This window comes from Marinobacterium sp. BA1 (genome assembly GCF_041155135.1).
GTDB classification, from domain to species: Bacteria; Pseudomonadota; Gammaproteobacteria; order Pseudomonadales; family Balneatricaceae; genus Marinobacterium; species Marinobacterium iners.
Genome location: NZ_BAAFHC010000001.1, coordinates 1,334,347 through 1,351,978, shown reverse-complemented (window position 1 = coordinate 1,351,978; position 17,632 = coordinate 1,334,347). Strand labels below are relative to the sequence as shown.

Sequence of the window (17,632 nt, the reverse complement as noted above, 5' to 3'; positions counted from 1 at the left end):
GAGGCCTTTTTAGGTATAGTCCTCGTCGTCAAGGAGCATATCTTCGTAAAAGGCACCGAAACGCTGCTGCGGATCTCGTAGATGTATTTCCAAAATCCAACGCATCGCCGATGGAGTGATTTCTAGATCGGCTAATGATCCTGAATATTTTGTGGCATGCGGAAAATCCGAAATCCTATGCCCGGGCAGCTCAAAATTGAGCTCCCACCCCATTTTTTTCGCAGTTAATTCTGCATACTCATAAAGTGCTTGTCCGGTTAAGTGCTGAGTACTCCAGATTTTACGGACATCGTGAAAAAGGCTCTCCGCATCCTTTGTGCAACGAAGATAATCGGCGTTTTCACCAACTACGAAACTTGCCCCCCCGTCGCCTTCCCAAGTATTTACACGAGGCGCAATATCAATGAAAAATATATCATTGTTCTGAAGGATAACTCCGGGTTCTGATTTGATTTTCATCGGTTTGATCGTGTTTCGGCCAAAACGGACGCGTGTCGGATGCCAGCTTAGCGCCATGCCCGCATCGATTTGCACTTGTTTTGCCATCGCGACAGCGTCTTCCTCCAACATTCCAGGCGTAATCCGATTTGCGATGTTTGTAATGGCTTGCCGAGTTTTCTGACGTGCCAATAGCATGCCATCTACTGAGAAAGTGGGTCCTACACATTCTGCAGCGTGTGTGGTGGATGAGCTCATAGAAGTCTCCTTGTTGGTACAGTAGGTGAGCATTCATTATTCGCGTTTGGCCTAGATACGCCTAGCGATGCATGGGCGTGATTCAGGACAATGTGCGCGTGATCTGCGCCAAGATCTTCGGATTTCGCCGGATAAGGTAGGATTCGCTCTATCCTAGAGAAAGAAGAACCCATATCGTTGAGACGGGACTGTTAACCATGATTCAGCACGTAGGCATCGTCGTTCCACCGAGCGCACAAGCGCTGGACATATTTGGGCCGCTTGATGTTTTTGCTGAGGCAAACAGATTTCTTCCGCCGAGCTCGCATTACCAATCGACGGTTATTGGTATTGAGCCGTCATCCATTCGCTGCTCCAATGGCGCGCTGTTGCAACCTCATAGGCATTACTCCGAAGCAAACGAGGTGTTTGATCTTCTGTTGGTAGCGGGTGGGCCCTTGGTTCCGAATCAGGAATTGTCGGCGGACTTTAATAACTGGTTACGCCAAGCGTCGAGTCGGGCTACACGATTTGGGTCCATTTGCAACGGAACATTTATTCTTGCTAGAGCAGGTTTGCTGGCTGGAAAAACGGTGACCACTCATTGGAATGATGCTCAGGCGCTTGCAGAGCTGTGCCCGGATGTGAATGTTCAGCCGGATCGCCTCTATGTGTGTGATAAGAAACTGTACACCAGTGCTGGAATCACTGCGGGCATTGACCTTGCGCTCTTCCTGGTAGCCATTGACCAGGGGCAGGATATCTCCCTCAATACAGCAAAAAGACTGATTGTTTTTACCCAAAGAGCTGGAGGGCAGTCACAGTTCAGTCCTTATCTAATGCCATTTCTCGATACAAACTCACCTATGGGAGCAGTTCAGCAACATGTTTTAGCCAATCTTAACGGAGATCTTAGAGTCCAGACTCTCGCACGGGTGGCTAGTATGAGCCCACGGAACTTTACTCGCGTATTTTCACGGGAAACTAGGGTAACGCCTGCGGAGTTCGTCGAGCTCGCCAGAGTGGATGCTGCACGTAGACTCTTGGAACAAAAAAGCAAACCCATTAAGACCATTGCCGTTGACTGCGGATTTCGCGATGGGCAGCACATGCGCGACGTATTTCGGCGTTGTCTAGGTGTATCACCTCAGCAATACAGAGCGAGCTTCAGAGTGGTGGATGCAACTCATGCGGATATCGTGCGTTGATTTACCTTAGGTTTTAAATACAAAGGTTACTATAGGTGTCGGCTATTGAAAGCATAAAGATAATTAACCTTACAGGCTGGGCAGGTACTGCTAAATTTTAAGAACAGATCCAACAGGCAGCAACACTCAACATCAAATCCAAAGGGAAGACTGATATGAGCCAGAATAATAATTCCACCGGCAAATGTCCGGTGATGCATGGTGCCAACACGGGAGCGTCTGACAGCGTCATGGAGTGGTGGCCCAAATCACTGAATCTCGACATCCTGCACCAGCATGACCGCAAGACCAACCCTCTTGGTGAAGAATTCAATTACCGCGAAGAATTCAAAAAGCTGGACCTGGAAGCGGTTAAAAACGATCTCAAGGTTTTGATGACTGACAGTCAGGACTGGTGGCCGGCTGACTGGGGCCACTACGGCGGCTTGATGATCCGTATGGCCTGGCATTCGGCCGGTACTTACCGTATCGCCGATGGCCGTGGTGGTGCAGGTACCGGCAACCAGCGTTTTGCACCGATCAACTCCTGGCCGGACAACGGCAACCTGGACAAGGCGCGTCGTCTGCTTTGGCCAATCAAGAAAAAATACGGCAACAAGCTCTCCTGGGCCGACCTGATGATCCTGGCCGGTAACATGGCCTACGAGTCCATGGGATTCAAGACCTTCGGTTTTGCCGGTGGTCGTGAGGATATCTGGCATCCTGAGAAGGACACCTACTGGGGCTCTGAGAAAGAGTGGCTGGCACCCTCCGGCAGTGAGGGCAGCCGTTACTCCGGTCAGCGTGATCTGGAAAACCCGCTGGCAGCGGTCATGATGGGTCTGATCTACGTTAACCCGGAAGGCGTTGATGGCAAGCCTGATCCGCTGAAAACTGCACATGACGTACGGGTTACCTTCGAGCGCATGGCGATGAACGACGAGGAAACCGTTGCCCTGACCGCCGGTGGTCACACCGTGGGCAAGGCACACGGTAACGGCGATGCGGCCAACCTGGGTCCCGAGCCAGAAGCAGCCGGCATCGAGGAACAGGGTTTTGGCTGGATGAACCACAAGACCCGCGGTGTTGGACGTGATTCAGTCACCAGCGGCATCGAGGGCGCCTGGACCAGTGAGCCGACCAAGTGGGATTACGGCTACTTCGACATGCTGCTTAACCATGAGTGGGAACTGACCAAGAGCCCGGCGGGTGCCTGGCAGTGGAAGCCGGTGGACATCAAGGAAGAGGACATGCCGGTGGATGTAGAAGATTCTTCCATCCGCTGCATGCCGATGATGACCGATGCCGATATGGCGATGAAGATGGACCCGGAATACCGCAAGATCTCCGAGCGATTCCAGAAGGACCCGGAATACTTCGACGAGGTTTTTGCTCGTGCCTGGTTCAAGCTGACCCATCGTGATCTGGGGCCGAAGAGCCGTTACCTGGGGCCGGATGTACCGGCCGAGGATTTGATCTGGCAGGACCCGGTCCCAAGCGTGGATTACACCCTGGACGATGCCGAAGTTGCCGATCTGAAAGCGAAAATTCTGGCCAGCGGCCTGAGTGTATCCGAACTGGTTGCCACCGCATGGGACAGCGCTCGTACCTTCCGTGGTTCCGACTACCGCGGCGGTGCCAACGGTGCACGCATTCGTCTGGCACCGCAAAAGGACTGGGAGGGCAATGAGCCGGAGCGGCTGCAGAAGGTGCTCAAGGTGCTGGAGGGCATTCAGTCAGATCTTGGCAAGCCGGTCAGCATGGCTGACCTGATTGTTCTTGGCGGTACCGCAGCGGTTGAAAAGGCAGCCCGGGATGCCGGTGTAAATGTAACAGTGCCGTTCGCGCCGGGCCGTGGTGACGCCACGCCGGAGATGACTGACGGGGATGCGTTTGACGTGCTTGAGCCCCTGCATGATGCCTATCGCAACTGGCTGAAGAAGGATTATGTGGTTTCTCCCGAGGAGATGATGCTGGATCGTACCCAGTTGATGGGGCTCACAGCTCCTGAGATGACCGTACTGGTCGGTGGCATGCGTGTACTGGGTACCAACCACGGTGGCAGCAAGCATGGCGTGTTCACGGATCGTGAGGGTGTACTGACGAACGATTTCTTCGTCAACCTGACCGACATGAGCAACAGTTGGAAACCGACCGGCAAGAACAGTTATGACATCGTTGACCGCAACACCGGTCAGACGAAATGGACAGCGACCCGAGTGGATCTGGTGTTCGGTTCAAACTCCATTTTGCGCGCCTACGCCGAGGTGTACGCTCAGGATGACAACAAGGAGAAGTTCGTCAAGGACTTCGTCAATGCCTGGACCAAAGTGATGAACGCGGATCGCTTTGATCTGAAATAATTGTCTGGCCCGCCAGGGCCGGATCAAGTGCCAAAGCCACGGCCAGTCATACTGCCCGTGGTTTTTTTGTGGCGGCACTCAACTGCGCGCCGCAACCAGCTCAATCACCCGAATGGCACCCGCTTCAAGATTCAATACCAGGTTTTTGCCCATATCTGCGAACCGTGAACCCAATATCAATGCAGGCGAAAGCGCCGCTCGGCCCACATGCCCCGCATCCTCTTTTTGCAACTGACGTTGTCGCCATGCCAACGCTTCATCGCTCCAGTCATCAAGCTGGATATTGGCAAAACCAGCCTGCTGCAGTTGCTGCTGCAGTGTCTGTGCAGTCACCAGATGTGAATGTACCGCATCCTCGGCCCAGGGGACCGGGTAGCGCATCTGCTCGGGCTGTGGGCCGCAGACCACTTCGTGCATCAGCAGTGTCCCGCCGGGCTTCAATACACGCCAACATTCGCTCAGAACCCTGGAGTTGTCCGGCATGTTGAGAAAGCTGTGCTGAAACAGAATTAGATCCAGACTTTGGTCGGCAAAAGGCAGGTGGTGAGCATCCCCGGTGATAATCGGATTGCTGACCGGAACGGAGAAACAGTCATTCAGGCCAAGATTCAGTTGGTTGAAGCGGTGGGTGATATCCAGCCCGATCATGCTGAAACCCATGGCAGACGCCTGACGCATCAGCCCACCGGCGCCGGAACCGATATCAAGAATGTGATGGTGTCTGGCCAGGTCAAGATGACGCAGCAGGCGTTCTGAGGCCTTGATGCCACCGATGTGCAATTGATCCAGTGGTGCCAGTTGAAACAGATCCGCTCCCGCGGGGTACGCTGAATGAACCTGCCCCAGTATCCATGAAGGATCAAGTGACTGATCGTAGTGCTTGTCGATACTCATAACTGAAAACGCCGGCCAGTGGCCGGCGTTGGGTCTCCTTCAGGTAGCTGAATCAGTCATCCAGACCCAGCTCGGCAATGGACATTTCGCGCATTTTGAACTTCTGTATCTTGCCGGTGACCGTCATCGGGAAGGCATCGACAAACTTGAAGTAACGCGGAATCTTGAAGTGAGTGATTTTGCCTTTGCAGAACTCACGCAGCTCCTCGGCTGTGACGTCATCGGCATGCGGGTGAAGCTTGACCCATGCGATCAGCTCCTCACCGTACTTCTTATCCGGTACGCCCGTAACCTGGACTTCCGACACGGCCGGGTGGGTGTAGAGGAACTCTTCGATCTCTTTCGGATAAACGTTCTCACCGCCGCGAATCACCATATCCTTGATACGGCCAACGATTTGAATATAGCCCTCGTCATCCATGGTGGCCAGGTCACCGGTGTGCATCCAGCCGGCTTCATCAATGGCTTCGGCAGTGGCCTTTTCGTTGTTCCAGTATTTCAGCATGACGCTGTAGCCACGGGTGCAAAGCTCACCGATTTCGCCGCGAGGTACGATCTGTCCGTTACCCGGGTCTACAATCTTGCTCTCCAGATGCGGCTGAGTCCGCCCTACAGTTGATACGCGCTTTTCAATGCTATCTTTGGCACCGGTCTGGGTTGATACCGGGCTGGTTTCGGTCATGCCGTAGGCGATCTGAACTTCCTTCATGTTCATTTTGCTGATCACCTGCTTCATCACCTCGGTGGGACAGATGGAACCCGCCATGATGCCGGTACGCAGTGTCGACAGGTCAAAGCTGTCGAATTCGGGGTGATCCAGCTCGGCAATGAACATGGTTGGCACGCCGTAAAGAGCGGTGGCCTTTTGTGAGTGGACTGCCTTGAGCACCGAAGTCGGATCGAACCCTTCGTCTGGATAGATCATGGTCGCACCGTGGGTGATGCAACCCAGGTTACCCATCACCATGCCAAAACAGTGGTACAGCGGCACGGGAATCACCAGTCGGTCTTCGCTGGTGAAGCCCATGCTCTCGGCAACGAAAAAGCCATTGTTCAGAATATTGTGGTGAGACAGGGTGGCACCCTTGGGGAAACCGGTAGTGCCTGATGTGTACTGAATGTTGATCGGATCATCAAACTGCAGTGTGGCCTGAAGGTCGGCCAGCTCGTCTTCACTGACATGATCCGCCAGTTCCAGCATGTCGGCCCAGCGCCACATGCCAGGGTGTTTCTCGTCTGACAGGTTGATGATGCACTCCAGATCAGGCAGTTTCTGTGACTTCAGTTTGCCATCGGCACAGGCTTTAAGCTCAGGTGCCAGCTCGTACAGCATGCCGCGATAGTCAGAAGTTTTGAAGCTGTCAGCGGTGATCAGGAAGCGAGCGCCTGACTGGTTGAGGGCATATTCCAGCTCATGGGTACGGTAGGCCGGGTTGACGTTGACGAGGATCGCACCGATTTTGGCCGTGGCGATCTGGCTGACCGTCCACTCGGAGCAGTTCGGCGACCAGACGCCGACTCGATCCCCCTTGCGGACTCCCATGGACAGGAGTGCACGGGCGCACTGATTGGCGCGCTGCTGCAACTCGCGGTAGCTCCAGTGCACATTTTGGTGCAGCACAATCAGCGCGTCGTTATCCGGGTAAGTATTGGCAATCTCATCGAACTTGTCACCGATGGTCATGCCGATCAGCGGTTTTTCAGCGGTGCTGCTGGTATAGCTTGGTAGTGGTTTGCTCATCGCTATGACTCCGATTTTTGTTGTTATCCGGACAGATGAATAGGTGTAACCGCTTAGCGGAATCGTCCGTGGTATTCAGGGTTTGGCTGCATGTCCACCGCGCTCGCAACGCGGTTGGTCATGTTGTAGAAACCGGCAATATTGGCAATATCCCAAATGCCACGCTCGCTGAAACCCACATCACGCAGTGCTTGCCGATCCGATTCCAGGATCTCGGCAGGGGTTACGGTCAGTTTATGGGCAAAGTCGAGCATGGCACGCTGACGTGGCTCAAGGTCGGCAACGCGATAGTTCATCACCATCAATTCACCCAGGGTCGGGTTACCTGAGTATTCACGTACTGCGGCACCGTGGGCTGTCATGCAGTAAAAGCAGCCATTATGTGATGAGACGACGACGGCGATCATTTCTCGTTCCAGTGGGCTGAGCTCACTTTCACCAAACATCAACTCGTTATAAAAGCGAGTGAAAACATCAAACTGAGCCATGTTTTGGCTGTAGGCCTGTAAAACATTAGGTATCAATCCCAGTTTTTCATCACACTTGCCAAAGTATTTCTGTACGTCTTCCGGCAGTTGGTGTCGCTCGGGGATCGGCAGTTCGAGCGCGGTAATATGATCGGGCTGAGACATCCTGTTTATCCTCTTGTTATTGTGATGCGGCTGACCTTGGGGTGCAGTCGCCCATCGCTTGTGCAACCTTGGAACCGTTGTGACGTCCCAACTGCTGTGTAATCCAATGACCAGTATTGACCACAGCCTGAAGGTCTACGCCGGTATCAATGCCCAACCCCTGCAGCAGATAGAGCACATCTTCGGTTGCCACATTGCCGGATGCGCCTCTGGCGTAGGGGCATCCTCCGAGGCCTGCAGTGGAGCTGTCGATCACGGCGATGCCTTCTTCCAGCACCGCATACAGATTGGCCAGTGCCTGACCGTAGGTATCGTGGAAATGCGCGGCCAACTGGCTGATCGGGACAACTTTTGTGACCGCTTCCAGCATCCGCTTGGCCTTGAGTGGCGTGCCTGTACCGATGGTGTCACCCAGCGAAATCTCGTAGCAGCCCATGTCGATCAGGTCACGGCTGACCCGGGCCACCTGGACCGGGTCAATATCGCCCTGATAGGGGCAGCCCAGTACGGTTGAAACATAGCCACGCACGCGAATTCCTTCGCTCCGCGCCTGTTCAATCAACGGGGCAAAGCGCTCAAGACTTTCGGCGATGGAGCAGTTGATGTTCTTCTGCGTAAAGGCCTCGGAGGCTGCGCTGAATACCGCAACCTCCTCAACGCCGGCAGCGATGGCGCCTTCCAGCCCCTTCAGGTTGGGGGCCAGGGCCGAATAGGTGACACCGGGCTTGCGCTGAATGCCCGCCATGACCGCGCTGGCATCACCCATCTGCGGTACCCACTTGGGAGAGACAAAACTGGCGGCTTCGATATGGATCAGGCCGGTGGCACTGAGCCGGTTGATCAATTCAACCTTGATCTCGGTGGCGATCACCGGTCCCGGCTCATTCTGCAGGCCGTCCCGTGGTGCCATCTCGACGATGCGGACCTGTTGCGGGAATGCCATCAGGCAGCCTCCTCTGAGTCGAGTTCAAGTGCGATCAGCTCTGCACCTTCCGAAACCAGATCACCCTCGGCAAAGAACACCTCACTGACGCTGCCATCAGCCGGCGCCTTGATTGCGTGTTCCATCTTCATTGCCTCCATGATCACCAGTGTCTGGCCCGATTTGACGCGATCACCGGCCTTCACCATCACCGCAACCACCGAGCCGTTCATGGGTGCCTGAAGTCCGCCTTCACTGGCCTGATCTTCGAGACCGAACTGCTCACGGTGCAACGCACAGTGGAAGGTTTCACCTTCATGGAACAGCACCAGCTGATCCTGATGCAGATCGCCACAGATGCTGAAGCGATGACCGTTTACGGTCGCCTGCAGGCGATCATCGTCAAGGCTGGCGCGGACGTCGTAGCAGCTGTCACCAATGCGGATTTCGTAATGATCGTCCTGTTCCAGAATGCTCAGACTGTGCTGAACATCATCGCTGAGCAGGGTCATTGGTCGTGCATAGCGTGAATTCAAACGCCAGCTGTTCTGACGCGCAAAGGGTGAGAAGGGGTCCGCGGGCAGGGTCTGTTCGGCCTTGTTGCGCAACAGGAAGAAGCAGGCACTTAGTACCAGTCCCAGGTTCTCGTCCAGACGTGCAGGCGGGAACAGCAGGGCTTCATGCTTGCCGATAAAGCCGGTATCCAGCTCTTCGTTGCGGAAGGGCGCCGAGTCAGCCAGTGCATGCAGGAAGCGGATGTTGGTCTTGACGCCGCCGATCCGATACTCCTCCAGCGCCTGCACCATACGGTTGATGGCGCGTTCGCGACTGTCATCCCATACGATCAGTTTGGCAATCATCGGGTCGTAGTGGATGCTGACCTCGTCACCCTCGACCACACCGGTATCCACACGCACGTGGGCATTTTCATCCGGAGTGCGCAAGTAACGCAGGGTGCCGGTGGCCGGCAGGAAGTCATGGTCCGGGTCTTCGGCGTAGATACGGGCTTCCAGGGCATGACCCCGCAGCTTTATCTGATCCTGCTGCAACGGCAGCGGCTCGCCATTGGCAACACGCAGCTGCCATTCCACCAGGTCCTGAGCGGTTATCATCTCGGTGACAGGATGTTCGACCTGCAGACGCGTATTCATCTCCATAAAGTAGAAGGAGCCATCCACGTCATACAGGAACTCGACAGTACCGGCACCCACGTAATCGATGGCCTGAGCGGCGCGTACGGCTGCCTCACCCATTGCCTTGCGGGTCTCGGGGCTGAGTCCCGGAGCGGGTGCCTCTTCCAGTACCTTCTGGTGACGGCGCTGAACAGAGCAGTCACGTTCGGCAAGGTACACACCGTTGCCTTTACTGTCACAGAAAACCTGAATCTCGACGTGGCGGGGCTGGGTCAGGTATTTCTCGATCAACATGTCCGGGTTGCCAAACGCGTTTTTCGCTTCGCGCTGGGCAGCGGCCAAGGCATCGTCGAATTCGCTCATTGCCTCAACCACGCGCATGCCTTTGCCGCCACCACCGGCGACCGCTTTCAACAGCAGCGGGAAGCCGCATTTCTCGGCTTCGACACGCAGAAGCTCCGGAGACTGGTCGTCGCCGTGGTAACCCGGTACCAGAGGAACACCGGCATCCTGCATTATCGCCTTGGCGGCAGACTTGGAGCCCATGGCAGCGATGGCAGAGGCGGGCGGACCGATAAAGACGATATCATTGGCTTCACAGGCCTTGGCGAAGTCGGTGTTCTCGGACAGAAAACCGTAACCCGGATGAATGGCCTGAGCACCGCTGGATTTGGCGATCTCGATGATTTTGTCGGCACGCAGATAGCTTTCACTGCTCGCGGCCGGGCCCAGGAGGAAGGCTTCGTCCGCCATGGCAACATGGCGCGCATGACGGTCCGCTTCCGAATAGACGGCAACACAACGGATGCCGAGGCGGTGGGCGGTCTGAATCACTCGGCAGGCGATCTCGCCGCGATTGGCAATCAGAATCTTGTTAAACATGGCAAATTAATCCTCGATCCAGTTCGGTGTGCGTTTGTCGAGGAAGGCGCTAAGCCCCTCCTGACCCTCTGCGCTGACACGGATATCGGCAATGCGGCAGGCCGTGTCATCGATGACCGACTGGTCAATGGTTTTCTGGCTGACGGCAAAAATCAGTTCTTTTGCGGCATGCATCGCCTGAGGGCTGTTGCGGCGCAGCTGGGCAATGAAGCGGCTGCAGGCTTCATCGAGCAGATCGGCGTGGGGCACAACCTGATGCACCAGTCCGGCGTCAGCCGCGATTTTGGCGCTGAAGGGTTCAGCGGTGAGGAAGTAGCGGCGTGACAGCCGCTCGCCCAAAGCCCGCACCACATAGGGGCTAATCACGGCCGGGATCAGGCCGATCTTGACTTCGCTGAGGCAAAACGAGCTCTGCTCAGTGGCGATGACGATATCGCAGCAGGCGGCAAGCCCAACGGCACCGCCGTAAGCGGCGCCCTGAACCAGCCCGATGGTGGGTTTACTGTGATTATTCAGCACTTCCATCAGTCGGGCCAGCTGGCCAGCATCCTCAAGATTTTCCTGATGGCTGTTCTGCGCCATCCGTTTCATCCAGCCCAGATCAGCTCCAGCAGAAAAATTGCGGCCATTGGATCGCAGTACCAGTACCCGTACCTCGGGACTCCGGTCAGTGGATTCCAGTGCCTCGATCAGGGCCGCAATGATGCTGTCGTCAAAGGCGTTGTGTACCTCTGGCCGGTTCAGCGTCAGGGTTGCAACCCCCTGGTCTGAGATCTGCAGCAATACGGCGTTATTGTTATTGTCCATAGCGCTTTCCTTATTATGTCTCGACCGGTTACATGCGGAAGACGCCGAAACGGGTGTCGTCAATCGGCTTGTTCAATGCTGCTGAAAGTCCCATGCCGATCACGTCACGCGTCTGGGCCGGATCGATGACGCCGTCATCCCAGAGGCGGGCACTGGCGTAATAGGGATGGCCCTGGTGCTCGTAGGTGTCGATGATCGGTTTCTTGAATGCCTTCTCTTCATCCGCTGACCAGGTTTCGCCGCTGCGTTCCATGCCGTCACGCTTAACGGTTGCCAGCACACCGGCGGCCTGCTCGCCGCCCATGACCGAGATACGGGCGTTGGGCCACATCCAGAGGAAGTTAGGGCTGTAGGCGCGTCCGCACATGCCGTAGTTGCCGGCACCGAAACTACCACCGATCAGTACGGTGAGCTTGGGCACGTTGGCACAGGCAACGGCTGTTACCATCTTGGCACCGTGTTTGGCGATACCTTCGGACTCAGCCTTCTGCCCTACCATGAAGCCGGTAATGTTCTGCAGGAACAGCAGAGGAATTTTGCGCTGGCAGCAGAGCTCGATGAAGTGGGCGCCTTTCTGCGCTGAGTCACCGAACAGAATGCCGTTGTTGGCGACGATGCCGACCGGGTAGCCATGGATATGAGCAAAACCGGTCACCAGCGTGGTGCCATAGTATTTCTTGAACTCATCAAATTCGGAGCCGTCCACGATGCGGGCAATGACTTCACGCACATCGTAGGGTTTGCGCAGGTCGGTGCCGACAACGCCATAGAGCTCGTCTGCGGAGTAGAGTGGGGCGACGGGCTTGCGCAGGCTGAGATCACTCAGCTGCTTGCGGTGGTTGAGGTTTTTTACACAATCGCGGGCGATCTGCAGCGCGTGTTGATCATTTTCAGCGTAATGGTCGGCAACACCGGAGACCTTGCAGTGCACATCAGCGCCACCCAGGTCCTCGGCACTGACCACCTCACCGGTTGCGGCTTTCACCAGAGGAGGGCCGGCCAGAAAGATGGTGCCCTGGTTGCGCACGATGATCGATTCATCCGCCATGGCAGGAACGTAGGCGCCACCGGCGGTACACAGGCCCATTACTACCGCGATTTGCGGAATGCCCTTGGAGGACATGCGGGCCTGATTGAAGAAGATGCGACCGAAGTGATCACGATCCGGAAACACGTCATCCTGACGGGGCAGGTTGGCACCACCGGAGTCAACCAGATAGATGCAGGGCAGGTGGTTCTGTTCGGCGATTTCCTGAGCGCGCAGGTGTTTTTTCACCGTGACCGGGTAATAGGTGCCGCCCTTTACCGTGGCGTCGTTGGCGATGATCATGCATTCCACACCGCTGACGCGACCGATACCGGTAATGATACCGGCGGCCGGTACCTCTTCCTCATACACGTTGTAACCGGCCAGCTGAGACAGCTCAAGGAAGGGTGAGCCTTCGTCGATCAGGGTGTTGATACGCTCGCGGGGCAGCAGCTTGCCGCGTGACAGGTGGCGTTCCTGGTTTTTAGGGCCGCCTCCCTGTTCAATCATGGATACCTTGTCGCGCAGGTCGGTGACGGCTGCCGCCATGGAGTCGTGATTGGCACGGAACTCGTCCGAGCGTGGGTTAACTTTACTGTGCAATTGGGTCATCAGGTCGCTCCCCGTTCTGCCGGGCAGACGGGCTGCCCGGACGGTGTCGATTATTCTTGTTGGTTGAGGAAAGCTTATTTGTTGAGGAACAGCTCACGGCCAATCAGCATGCGGCGAATCTCGGAGGTGCCGGCACCAATCTCGTACAGCTTGGCATCGCGCAGCAGACGACCAGTCGGGAATTCATTGATGTAGCCGTTGCCGCCCAGCAGCTGGATGGCATCCAGTGCCACCTTGGTAGCCATTTCGGCTGAGTAGAGAATGGCTCCGGCGGCATCCTTGCGGGTGGTTTCGCCGCGGTCGGCAGACTGGGCCACCATATAAACGTAGGATTTGGCTGCGTTCATTTGGGTGTACATGTCGGCCACTTTGCCCTGTACCAGCTCGAACTCGCCGATAGCCTGGCCGAACTGCTTGCGATCGCGGATGTAAGGTACCACGATGTCCATCGCTGCCTGCATGATGCCCAGCGGGCCACCAGAAAGTACCAGCCGCTCGTAGTCCAGCCCGCTCATCAGCACCTTAACACCGCCGTTGAGTTCGCCGAGGATATTTTCCTTCGGTACCTTGGCATCCTGGAATACCAGCTCACAGGTGTTGGAGCCGCGCATGCCCAGCTTGTCCAGCTTCTGTGCCTGGGTGAAACCTTCGGTATCACGCTCAACAATAAAGGCGGTGATACCCTTGGGGCCGGCAGCCGGGTCGGTCTTGGCGTAGATCACATAGACGTTGGCATCGGGGCCGTTGGTGATCCACATTTTGTTGCCGTTAAGCACATAATGGTCACCGGCATCGCGCGCGGTGAGTTTCATCGACACCACATCGGAACCCGCGTTGGGCTCGGACATCGCCAGGGCGCCGATATGTTCACCGCTGATGAGTTTGGGCAGATATTTGGCGCGCTGCTCATCGTTACCGTTGCGGTGAATCTGGTTGACGCACAGGTTGGAATGAGCACCGTAAGACAGGCCAACGGAGGCGGAGGCACGGCTGATCTCTTCCATGGCAATAACATGGGCCAGGTAGCCCATCTCAACGCCACCCCATTCTTCCTTTACCGTAATCCCAAGCAGACCCATGTCGCCAAACTTGCGCCAGAGATCGTTCGGGAACAGGTTTTCGTGGTCAATCGCTTCGGCACGGGGAGCAATTTCCTGAGCGGCGAAACTGTTGATCTGTTCGCGCAGCATGTCGATGGTTTCGCCCAGTCCAAAGTTCAGTTCAGAATATGCAGAGATCATTATGTCCACCTTTGATTATGATGCCGTGATCCAGTCACTCGGTCGTCATCTTTTTTTGTTGTAGTTCGGTTAGTGCTTCTCGGCAGCGGGTTTCTGCGCTGTCCAGTTCAAGCTGTACCATTGCAATGTCATTCAGCTGTTGCTCCAGTTCCGCACGTTTGGTCGTGATGGTCCTGAGCATCAAGTTGAGCTGTTTCTCGCTGCCGCTGAGTGTTTCATCCCACAGATCAAACAGCTCCCTGGTCTCGGCAAGAGAGAACCCAAGGCGCTTGCCGCGCAGAATCAGTTTCAGTCTTACCCGATCCTTACTGCTGTAAATGCGCGTCTGTCCACGACGTGTTGGGTGCAGCAATCCCTGGTCTTCATAGAAGCGGATGCTGCGAGTTGTTACATCAAACTCGCTGGCCAGTTCGCTGATGGAGTAGGTTCTACTCATGTGGCTCTGAATCCTGTTGCTTATCGTGTATATGCAGGCTAAATGAAGTTTACGTTAACGTAAAGTGTCGAGAAATTAATTTTGTTGCGCAATGCGCACGGAGTTTTCGAATTAACCTGTTGAAAATATTGAGATATATTGTGTTTTTATCTGTATTTGGACTGCTTGTTTAGACTAAAGTAGTAATTGTATTCCCCTAAGGTAAATTGCTAGTTTGCGTCCATACCTTACGTTCAGGTAAGAATCCGACGCCTAGTGCGAAAGCCAGCATAAAAACAACAAAGAGGCTTGGTTTACACATGAGTGCAGACTACGTTCTCGAAACTCGTAACCTTGTAAAAGAGTTTAAGGGTTTCACCGCGGTAGATGACGTCAACCTTCAGGTGACACGCGGAAACATACACGCCCTTATCGGCCCCAACGGAGCCGGTAAGACCACAGTTTTCAACCTGCTGACCAAGTTTTTGATTCCCACAACGGGTCAGATTCTATTCAATGGCCGTGACATCACGCCCATGAAACCAGCTGCCATTGCTCGTGCGGGTGTGGTGCGCTCATTTCAGATATCCGCGGTGTTTCCACACCTTACGGTACTGGAGAATGTGCGTATTGCGCTGCAGCGCAAGGAAGGCAATAGCTTTCACTTCTGGCGCCCCCAAAACGTGCTGAACAAACTCAATGATCGAGCAGTTGAGCTGCTTGATTCTGTCGGGTTGGCGGAGTTTGCGGACGCACAAACGGTTGATCTTTCCTATGGTCGCAAGCGCGCCCTGGAAATTGCTACCACGCTGGCGCTTGAGCCTGAGTTGATGCTGCTTGATGAGCCGACTCAGGGTATGGGCCATGAAGATGTGGGGCTGGTCGCCGACCTCATCAAGAAAGTATCTGAAGGTCGAACCATTCTGATGGTTGAGCATAACCTTCATGTTGTCTCCAAACTTGCGGACAGAATCACGGTGCTTCAGCGCGGTGCCATTCTTACGGAAGGTGATTACGCGACTGTTTCGGCTGATCCGCGTGTTCGAGAGGCCTATATGGGTACGGCTGCCAGTGAGGAACAGGATCGAGCCAACGAACAGGCAGCCAGAGATGCAGCAGCGGCAGAGGAGACTCAGGCATGAGCACTTATGGCGAGAAATTGCGCATCGATGACCTGCACGCCTTTTATGGTGAGTCCCATATCCTGCATGGCATCGACATGAATATCATGCAGGGCGAGTTGGTTACGCTGCTGGGCCGAAACGGTGCCGGACGCAGTACCACCTTGCGCGCCATCATGAATATGGTGGGACGCCGTACCGGTTCGATCAATATCAATGGCAATGAAACCATCAATATGCCCGCGCACAAGATCGCTCACCTTGGGCTGGGTTATTGCCCTGAAGAGCGAGGCATCTTTTCCAGCCTTAACGTGGAAGAGAATCTTTTGCTGCCGCCGGCAGTGCGCTCCGATGGCATGAGTGTTGAAGAGTTGTACGAAATGTTCCCCAATCTGTACGAACGTCGATACAGTCAGGGGACCCGCCTTTCTGGCGGGGAGCAGCAGATGCTGGCCCTGGCGCGTATTTTGCGCTCGGGTGCCAATATTCTGTTGCTGGATGAGATTACCGAAGGCCTTGCCCCGGTAATCGTGCAGAAGCTGGGTGAGGTACTGGTCAAGCTTAAGGAGCGAGGCTTGACCATCCTGCTGGTGGAGCAAAACTTCCGTTTTGCTGCCCCCATCGCCGACCGTCACTACGTTATGGAACACGGTCATATCGTTGAGGAAATTCAAGCCAATGAGCTTGAAGCCAAAACAGAGCTCCTGAACACCTATCTTGGGGTTTGATCCCTTAACTGAGAAATAAAAATAACAATGCTCGACAGGAGAGTAACGATGAAAATGATGAAAAAGACCCTTCTCGCTGCGTCCGTTGCCGCTTTTGCGTCCTCAGCTGCCATGGCCAATGTCTCTGATGGCAAGGTCAAGATCGGTGTGCTGGCTGACATGGGCGGTGTGTATGCGGATATCTGTGGTAAAGGCTGTGTAACCGCGATTGAAATGGCGGTTGAAGACTTCGGTGGTACTGTTCTGGGTGCGCCGATCGAAATCGTCAGTGCTGACGATCAGCTCAAGCCGGACGTTGGTTCTGCCATCGTGCGCAAGTGGGTGGAAAACGAGCAGGTTGACGCGGTAGGCGGCCTGGTATCATCGGCTGTGGTGGGTGCTGCGACCAAGGTAACCACCGAGGCCAAGAAGATCGCTCTGATCTCGACAGCCGCTTCCAACGCGTTCACCACCAAGCAGTGTTCACCCTATAACGTTCACTGGACTTACAACGTAGTGGCACTGGCCAACGGCACCGTGAAGCCGATGGTCGATGCCGGCAAGAAAAAATGGTTCTTCATTACCGCTGACTATGCGTTTGGTCACGCCCTTGAAGGTGTTGCCACCAAGGTTATTCAGGAGAACGGTGGTGAGGTCGTGGGTGCAGCGCGTGCGCCGCTGGGAACTACTGACTTTTCGTCCTACATCCTGCAGGCGCAGTCTTCAGGTGCCGACGTAGTGGCCTTGGCCAACGCCGGTGGTGATACCGTCAACTCGCTCAAGGCGGCTTCAGAGTTTGGTCTGACTCAGATGATGGACGTGGCCGGTCTGCTGGTGTTCACTCCGAATGCCCAGGCAATGGATGCCAATACCGCGGGTGGAATGCGTACCACAACAGGTTTCTACTGGGATTATGATGATCAGACTCGTGCGTGGAGCAAGCGCTTCATGGAACGTCACGGCGCCATCCCGGCGATGGGACATGCCGGTGCCTACTCCATGACCATGCACTACCTGAAGGCGATTGAAGCTGCCGGTACGGATGAATCCGATGCCGTTATCAAGAAAATGAAAGAGATGAAGCCAGATGACTTCTTCTCCCGCAATGCAACGCTGCGCAGCGATGGCCGCATGGTTCACGACATGTACTATGTCGAAATCAAGAAGCCTGAGGAACGCCGTGATAACAATGACATCTTCAAGGTCGTCAGTGTGATCCCGGGTGATCAGGCTTTTGCTCCGGTACTGCCTGAGTGCGACTTCAAATAACAAT

General features: G+C 55.2%; 15 protein-coding genes. 5 read left to right on the top strand and 10 right to left on the bottom strand.

Annotation, left to right across the window (positions count from 1 at the left end; all coding sequences use genetic code 11):
- Positions 1-9 precede the first annotated feature (9 nt).
- On the bottom strand, positions 10-696 hold the full coding sequence (locus ACAM29_RS06660) for a M24 family metallopeptidase (RefSeq protein WP_369623619.1): 687 nt from the start codon (positions 694-696) through the stop codon (positions 10-12).
- A gap of 197 nt (positions 697-893) precedes the next feature.
- On the opposite strand from ACAM29_RS06660, the gene ACAM29_RS06655 reads away from it, so the two are divergent.
- Together ACAM29_RS06655 and katG are read left to right on the top strand one after the other, a co-directional pair.
- Positions 894-1,883: a GlxA family transcriptional regulator gene (locus ACAM29_RS06655; RefSeq protein WP_369623618.1), complete on the top strand. Its 990-nt coding sequence runs from the start codon at positions 894-896 to the stop codon at positions 1,881-1,883.
- Positions 1,884-2,038: 155 nt separating this feature from the next.
- Positions 2,039-4,225, top strand: a complete 2,187-nt coding sequence (gene katG, locus ACAM29_RS06650; protein ID WP_369623617.1) for a catalase/peroxidase HPI — start codon at positions 2,039-2,041, stop codon at positions 4,223-4,225.
- A 78-nt stretch (positions 4,226-4,303) separates the two neighbouring features.
- On the opposite strand, the gene ACAM29_RS06645 is transcribed toward katG, so the two are convergent.
- From ACAM29_RS06645 to ACAM29_RS06605, 9 genes are all read right to left on the bottom strand, one after another.
- Positions 4,304-5,119 carry a class I SAM-dependent methyltransferase gene (locus tag ACAM29_RS06645; RefSeq protein WP_369623616.1) on the bottom strand — a complete coding sequence of 272 codons (816 nt, stop codon included), beginning with the start codon at positions 5,117-5,119 and terminating at the stop codon, positions 4,304-4,306.
- 52 nt (positions 5,120-5,171) lie between these two features.
- A complete protein-coding gene (locus ACAM29_RS06640; protein WP_206841263.1) occupies positions 5,172-6,860 on the bottom strand; it encodes an AMP-binding protein in 1,689 nt (562 codons plus the stop codon).
- A 53-nt stretch (positions 6,861-6,913) separates the two neighbouring features.
- Positions 6,914-7,492 carry a peroxidase-related enzyme gene (locus ACAM29_RS06635; RefSeq protein ID WP_354406327.1) on the bottom strand — a complete coding sequence of 193 codons (579 nt, stop codon included), beginning with the start codon at positions 7,490-7,492 and terminating at the stop codon, positions 6,914-6,916.
- A 16-nt stretch (positions 7,493-7,508) separates the two neighbouring features.
- Complete coding sequence (locus tag ACAM29_RS06630; protein ID WP_091827006.1) at positions 7,509-8,435, bottom strand: hydroxymethylglutaryl-CoA lyase; 927 nt, start codon at positions 8,433-8,435, stop codon at positions 7,509-7,511.
- Entirely contained in the window at positions 8,435-10,429 is a 1,995-nt protein-coding gene (locus ACAM29_RS06625; protein ID WP_091827007.1) for an acetyl/propionyl/methylcrotonyl-CoA carboxylase subunit alpha, read from the bottom strand. The genes ACAM29_RS06630 and ACAM29_RS06625 overlap by 1 nt, the downstream gene beginning before the upstream one ends.
- Positions 10,430-10,435: 6 nt before the next feature.
- On the bottom strand, positions 10,436-11,236 hold the full coding sequence (locus ACAM29_RS06620) for an enoyl-CoA hydratase/isomerase family protein (protein ID WP_091827008.1): 801 nt from the start codon (positions 11,234-11,236) through the stop codon (positions 10,436-10,438).
- A gap of 28 nt (positions 11,237-11,264) precedes the next feature.
- Complete coding sequence (locus ACAM29_RS06615) at positions 11,265-12,875, bottom strand: carboxyl transferase domain-containing protein (protein ID WP_369623615.1); 1,611 nt, start codon at positions 12,873-12,875, stop codon at positions 11,265-11,267.
- A 74-nt stretch (positions 12,876-12,949) separates the two neighbouring features.
- Entirely contained in the window at positions 12,950-14,116 is a 1,167-nt protein-coding gene (locus ACAM29_RS06610) for an isovaleryl-CoA dehydrogenase (protein WP_091827010.1), read from the bottom strand.
- 34 nt (positions 14,117-14,150) lie between these two features.
- Complete coding sequence (locus ACAM29_RS06605; RefSeq protein ID WP_091827011.1) at positions 14,151-14,552, bottom strand: MerR family DNA-binding transcriptional regulator; 402 nt, start codon at positions 14,550-14,552, stop codon at positions 14,151-14,153.
- A gap of 299 nt (positions 14,553-14,851) precedes the next feature.
- Here ACAM29_RS06605 and ACAM29_RS06600 point away from each other — a divergent pair, with 299 nt between their 5' ends.
- Genes ACAM29_RS06600 through ACAM29_RS06590 form a run of 3 tightly spaced genes read left to right on the top strand, consistent with a single transcriptional unit; the run spans position 14,852 to position 17,628 of the window.
- Entirely contained in the window at positions 14,852-15,673 is an 822-nt protein-coding gene (locus tag ACAM29_RS06600) for an ABC transporter ATP-binding protein (RefSeq protein WP_091827012.1), read from the top strand.
- Positions 15,670-16,380 carry an ABC transporter ATP-binding protein gene (locus ACAM29_RS06595; RefSeq protein WP_369623614.1) on the top strand — a complete coding sequence of 237 codons (711 nt, stop codon included), beginning with the start codon at positions 15,670-15,672 and terminating at the stop codon, positions 16,378-16,380. Before ACAM29_RS06600 ends, ACAM29_RS06595 begins: the two co-directional genes overlap by 4 nt.
- Positions 16,381-16,428: 48 nt before the next feature.
- Complete coding sequence (locus tag ACAM29_RS06590) at positions 16,429-17,628, top strand: ABC transporter substrate-binding protein (RefSeq protein WP_369623613.1); 1,200 nt, start codon at positions 16,429-16,431, stop codon at positions 17,626-17,628.
- Positions 17,629-17,632: the final 4 nt, after the last annotated feature.

Bases quoted from the DNA above. Each gene is read 5' to 3' on its own strand.
- ACAM29_RS06660 (WP_369623619.1), bottom strand. From the start codon at position 696: ATGAGCTCATCCACCACACACGCTGCAGAATGTGTAGGACCCACTTTC.
- ACAM29_RS06655 (WP_369623618.1), top strand. From the start codon at position 894: ATGATTCAGCACGTAGGCATCGTCGTTCCACCGAGCGCACAAGCGCTG.
- katG (WP_369623617.1), top strand. From the start codon at position 2,039: ATGAGCCAGAATAATAATTCCACCGGCAAATGTCCGGTGATGCATGGT.
- ACAM29_RS06645 (WP_369623616.1), bottom strand. From the start codon at position 5,119: ATGAGTATCGACAAGCACTACGATCAGTCACTTGATCCTTCATGGATA.
- ACAM29_RS06640 (WP_206841263.1), bottom strand. From the start codon at position 6,860: ATGAGCAAACCACTACCAAGCTATACCAGCAGCACCGCTGAAAAACCG.
- ACAM29_RS06635 (WP_354406327.1), bottom strand. From the start codon at position 7,492: ATGTCTCAGCCCGATCATATTACCGCGCTCGAACTGCCGATCCCCGAG.
- ACAM29_RS06630 (WP_091827006.1), bottom strand. From the start codon at position 8,435: ATGGCATTCCCGCAACAGGTCCGCATCGTCGAGATGGCACCACGGGAC.
- ACAM29_RS06625 (WP_091827007.1), bottom strand. From the start codon at position 10,429: ATGTTTAACAAGATTCTGATTGCCAATCGCGGCGAGATCGCCTGCCGA.
- ACAM29_RS06620 (WP_091827008.1), bottom strand. From the start codon at position 11,236: ATGGACAATAACAATAACGCCGTATTGCTGCAGATCTCAGACCAGGGG.
- ACAM29_RS06615 (WP_369623615.1), bottom strand. From the start codon at position 12,875: ATGACCCAATTGCACAGTAAAGTTAACCCACGCTCGGACGAGTTCCGT.
- ACAM29_RS06610 (WP_091827010.1), bottom strand. From the start codon at position 14,116: ATGATCTCTGCATATTCTGAACTGAACTTTGGACTGGGCGAAACCATC.
- ACAM29_RS06605 (WP_091827011.1), bottom strand. From the start codon at position 14,552: ATGAGTAGAACCTACTCCATCAGCGAACTGGCCAGCGAGTTTGATGTA.
- ACAM29_RS06600 (WP_091827012.1), top strand. From the start codon at position 14,852: ATGAGTGCAGACTACGTTCTCGAAACTCGTAACCTTGTAAAAGAGTTT.
- ACAM29_RS06595 (WP_369623614.1), top strand. From the start codon at position 15,670: ATGAGCACTTATGGCGAGAAATTGCGCATCGATGACCTGCACGCCTTT.
- ACAM29_RS06590 (WP_369623613.1), top strand. From the start codon at position 16,429: ATGAAAATGATGAAAAAGACCCTTCTCGCTGCGTCCGTTGCCGCTTTT.